Below are 4,421 nucleotides of genomic sequence, written 5' to 3'. Positions count from 1 at the left end.
TTATTAGCTACCTTGAAACCAAATCAACGCCAAGTTTTAATGTTACAGTTTGGGTTGTCGGGCGAGGATAAGTTGACTGCAAAACAGGTTGCACAAAAACTAAATCTCAGTCACTCCAAGGTACGCTCTGCTCATGGACAAGGTATCAAAGCTTTGCAACGTCAGCAAGACAAAATTAAAGATTATTTGGTTAGTTAAAAACTTTTCATGCTTAAAGACAAGGAATCACTGTTGTGAAAAGCGCTTGTCATATACTCAGGTGAATTGCCATTGGTTCACGGTTGAGGCAATTCACCTCAATTTGAATGATTGAAGGTCGCCCAATATAATCTTCAACTACAGTTCCATTACACAATAATCCTGCCGAATTAAATAGTTAGAACAATAAATGGGTTCTTATCAGCTTTTGGTGATCAATAGTGGGCTGGTTCAGGCAAAAGGCAGAAGTAAGAAAGAATAAAATTACAGAAACGACTGTGGTACAAGGGTTACAGAATTTCCACATCACAAGAAAAGTCTTCAGGTTGGATCTGGATCTTTGTCACAAGTTCTACGACGACAGGCAAAATATTAAAACCCTTCTGCCTTAAAGCGCCTAACCTTTCATCATCACCAAAAATTGCCAAGAACCAATAAATGGTACAGTAACGCAACATTAACTATATTATTCAGATGCATGAGGCTACACAGGCAATTGATACTTTTTTGTCCCTTGTGGCTAACGCTCGTAAGTTTAAGATTAATTTTTTGAGTCTGTGTGCGTAGGCGCAGCCCGCCGTAAGCATCGCATCACTCTGGACAAGAAAATAGGGTCGCTAGCTAGCTCAGATGACTCTGGATAAAGCTGCTCTTAATCTGCTCGGCTATTCCTACTAGACAGAGCAACTGGCTCCCCTAGATTCTTAAGATAATACCTTGCATCCTTATTAAGTAAGGCTTTTTGCTGATTTTCCAACATAAATTATGAGTAAAATATTTTCTCATTTATAGTCAACACTTAAGATGTACTATGGCTCTAAATATACTCTTCGTTAAAATTTACGTTTAGCAAGGAGAACAATACTAAAGCCGACTTCCTTGATTTCGCTTATTTAAAAATAAAAATAGTAGTGGCGAATAACGTTATTCGCTTCTGATAGTCCCTTATATAAATTTCAGGGATTAACAGTAAATCACCGTTTATTCTCAGTAAGAACTATGACTCGAAGAATTATCGCACTGTTCAACCAAGCCGGAGGTGTAGGAAAAAGCACTCTTACAATGAATCTTGGTTATCATTTAGCACAACGAAATAATAAAGTACTACTTGTTGATATGGACCCACAAGGGTCATTGACGATGTTTATGGGTTTAGAGGCATCAGAGTTGGAAGATACAGTTTACAATGCAGTTGTCGATGGTGGCGCCTTACCTATCAACAAAAACATTCACGGTATGGATCTTGCACCATCCAATATTGACTTGAGTGGTGCTGAACTGGGACTGGTTATGGCTGATATGCGAGATTTTAAGCTAAAGCAAGCCTTAGAACCAGTAGTAAATAACTATGACTTTATTTTGATAGACTGTCCGCCTAGTCTAGGAATATTAAGCTATATTAGCTTAGTTGCGGCTACTCATGTCCTAATCCCTATTCAAACACATAACAAAGCACTTCGAGGAACAGAACTACTATTCCAAACACTTGCTCGTGTTCAAAGGGGAGCAAACCAACAGCTTAAAGTTGCTGGCATCATTCCTACCATGTATGATGGCCGCACCGCACAAGGTAATAGAAGCCTTGATTCCGTCCGCCAACTAGGAACGCAAATTCCTGTTTACGAAACTATTCCTATTGCTATAGCCTTTGCGGATGCCTCTGAAAAACACATGCCTTTAGCACTTTATAGTTCAAGCCATCCAACAGTAAAAGTTTTAGAAAAAATTGCTAAAAGTCTGGATGCTTTACAATGAATAATAAGAAAAGCTCTGAGCCTGCTTATAAAGTAAAGGGTGTTGATTTACTATTTTTACAGAAAAATGAAACACCTCTAGAATCAGTTTTATTATCAGCTATCCATCTCCCCTCAAAGCAACCTAGACGCTACTTTGATCTTGAGGCGATGGAAGCGCTTACAGCATCAATTAGACAAAAAGGGGTGTTACAACCACTTCTTGTTCGTCCCAAGGGGCAAGATCACTATGAACTCGTTGCAGGTGAACGACGTTATCGCGCTGCCAAAGAAGCTAGGTTGGAAACAGTTCCAGTTATCATAAAGGATTTTTCCGACGAAGAAACTTTTGAAATTGCTCTTGTGGAAAATCTCCAACGAGAGGATTTAAACCCTCTTGAGGAAACAGAAGGTATTTTAGACTTGTTATCCTTAAAACTTAATCAGTCAAGAGAAGCAATTATCTCACTGTTTCACGTAGTTTCTCACCCTGAACGGGAGTCGGCGAATAACGTTATTCACAGTGATGAGTGGAAGGTAGTTTTGGAGGCTTTTAACATCATAGGAAAATTTACTCCTAACAGTTTTCGTACTAATCGCTTACCATTACTCAATCTTCCAAAAGATATTTTGGAATATCTTCAACAAGGAAAAATAGAATATACAAAAGCAAGAGAAATAGCCCGAATTAAAGACGATAGCCAGCGGGAAGAACTGTTAACAGTAGCAATTACTGAAAAGTTATCTTTGAATCAAATTAAGGAGCGTATTGCCAGTATAAAGCCAGCCGTTACTAAAACAACGTCTGAAAAAAGTGCATTGTACCAAAGCCGTCTCAAGGCTATATCTGCAAAAGCCAAAAAGACTAAAGTATGGGATGACTCTAAAAAAACACAGAAGTTTGACAAGCTCCTCGCAGAAATAGAAAAGCTTCTTGCAGAAGAATAGGTAGCAAGGCATAACCTATATTCACTTCTCCAACCACGTACTCCTAACTCTGACTCCTGACCAATGTATTCTTTGAAGATGAGTTTTCAATAACACTAATACTGGGGGTATATTTTAGTATTTATGTACTATAATAGCTCCACTCCCAGTACTATTGGCCCTGGCGTTGGAAAGACCTTCACAACTCACACCATAGTTAGTTTATGGAAAGCAATGGGGAAATCTATTGCAATGGCAGCACCCACTGGACGAGCTGCTCAACGCTTAGGTGAAATGACGAAACAATTCGCAATTCGCAATTCGCAATTCGCAATTATAAATCAGCAAAAGCTCGGACTCATTATGTGATTTAAGACCATGCTCATCAAAGATAAGCTTGTTAGCTCTGTAGCCCAATGGTTCAATTTACAATTTTATCCGTAATTGCGAACTGCGAATTGCGAATTGCGAATTGGCTTAATCCTTTACCCCACACGGCAATTATCGCTGATGAAGCTTCGATGCTTGATTTATTTCTGGCGTACTCCTTGGTTAAAGCAGTATTGGCTGGCGCTCTACTGTTGTTGGTGGGTGACATTGACCAGCTACCATCTGTGGGGCCAGGTCAAATACTTGCTGACTTGATCAACTCTGGGCGAGTTCCGGTGGTGCGGTTAACCCAAGTATTTCGCCAAGCCCAACAGAGCGCAATCATCTCTGCTGCTCACCAAATCAACCGGGGACAGTACCCAACAATCGAGCCAATTTCTGATAATCCCGTGTCTGATTGTATTTGGCACGGCGGCGGTCATCAACCTGAACATGGAGTAGAAGCAATCTGTGAGTTAATAGCTGATTTTATTCCCCGTTTAGGTTTTAACCCTGCCACTGATGTTCAAGTACTTTGCCCGATGACACGGGGAGTAGTCGGGACTCGCAACCTAAACACAGTCTTGCAGCAGTTGATTAATCCACCCAGCCCCAACAAGGTGGAGATTAACAGAGGTGGGAATTTGTTACGCGAGGGCGATCGGATTATCCAGTTGACCAATGATTACAACCGCGAAGTCTTCAACGGCGACTTGGGAATAATCCAAGCCATTGATACTGTCGAGCAGGAAGTTGCTGTTGGGTATGGCGAACGCAATGTAATTTATGATTACGCTGACTTAAATGAAATTGCCCTGGCGTGGTGCGTGACTATTCATAAAAGCCAGGGGTCAGAATATCCGGTGGTGATTCTACCAATCTATATGCAGCATTATATGATGTTGACCGGAACCTGTTTTACACTGGTATAACTCGTGCCAAGAAATTAGCGATCGTAGTTGGCGCAAAAAAAGCGATATCTCTAGCAGTGCGCTCTACCGATGCTCAAAAGCGCTATACACGGTTACAGCAGAGGTTACTTCAGGCAGAGCTGCATTGGTGATATGTTTTGGTTTTTGAAAATAGAAAATTTTATTGAGGTATTTGATTTATACTTTTGAATTCCCTGGTTTTCAAAAAAGCGTTGAGTTTGTATGTCCAGCCTCAGTTCCGATATGGTTCGCATCTATTTGC

At 40.5% G+C, this 4,421-nt stretch carries 4 protein-coding genes and 2 pseudogenes; 5 read left to right on the top strand and 1 reads right to left on the bottom strand.

Annotation, left to right across the window (positions count from 1 at the left end):
- The coding region (locus H6G97_RS46295) for a sigma factor-like helix-turn-helix DNA-binding protein (RefSeq protein ID WP_277883451.1) at positions 1-198 on the top strand (198 nt) is incomplete at its 5' end.
- Between the two features lie 290 nt (positions 199-488).
- On the opposite strand, the gene H6G97_RS46290 is transcribed toward H6G97_RS46295, so the two are convergent.
- Entirely contained in the window at positions 489-656 is a 168-nt protein-coding gene (locus H6G97_RS46290) for a hypothetical protein (protein ID WP_190947128.1), read from the bottom strand.
- Positions 657-1,197: 541 nt separating this feature from the next.
- On the opposite strand from H6G97_RS46290, the gene H6G97_RS46285 reads away from it, so the two are divergent.
- The 4 genes and pseudogenes from H6G97_RS46285 to H6G97_RS46270 form a co-directional block, all read left to right on the top strand.
- On the top strand, positions 1,198-1,953 hold the full coding sequence (locus H6G97_RS46285) for a ParA family protein (RefSeq protein ID WP_190947127.1): 756 nt from the start codon (positions 1,198-1,200) through the stop codon (positions 1,951-1,953).
- The gene (locus H6G97_RS46280) at positions 1,950-2,879 is read left to right on the top strand and encodes a ParB/RepB/Spo0J family partition protein (RefSeq protein WP_190947126.1); all 930 of its coding nucleotides are present in this window, start codon (positions 1,950-1,952) and stop codon (positions 2,877-2,879) included. The genes H6G97_RS46285 and H6G97_RS46280 overlap by 4 nt, the downstream gene beginning before the upstream one ends.
- A gap of 150 nt (positions 2,880-3,029) precedes the next feature.
- Positions 3,030-3,161: pseudogene (locus tag H6G97_RS46275) on the top strand (AAA family ATPase); the annotation flags it as partial.
- Positions 3,162-3,337: 176 nt separating this feature from the next.
- Positions 3,338-4,290, top strand: a pseudogene (locus tag H6G97_RS46270) (ATP-binding domain-containing protein); the annotation flags it as partial.
- Between the last annotated feature and the right edge of the window lie 131 nt (positions 4,291-4,421).

The organism is Nostoc flagelliforme FACHB-838 (assembly GCF_014698065.1).
Taxonomy (GTDB): domain Bacteria; phylum Cyanobacteriota; class Cyanobacteriia; order Cyanobacteriales; family Nostocaceae; genus Nostoc; species Nostoc flagelliforme_B.
Note: the sequence above shows the minus strand (reverse complement) of the source record. Positions and strands in the feature narration are given on the sequence as shown.

Excerpts from the sequence above, each read along its gene's own strand:
- H6G97_RS46290 (WP_190947128.1), bottom strand. The coding sequence starts at position 656 with ATGTTGCGTTACTGTACCATTTATTGGTTCTTGGCAATTTTTGGTGAT.
- H6G97_RS46285 (WP_190947127.1), top strand. The coding sequence starts at position 1,198 with ATGACTCGAAGAATTATCGCACTGTTCAACCAAGCCGGAGGTGTAGGA.
- H6G97_RS46280 (WP_190947126.1), top strand. The coding sequence starts at position 1,950 with ATGAATAATAAGAAAAGCTCTGAGCCTGCTTATAAAGTAAAGGGTGTT.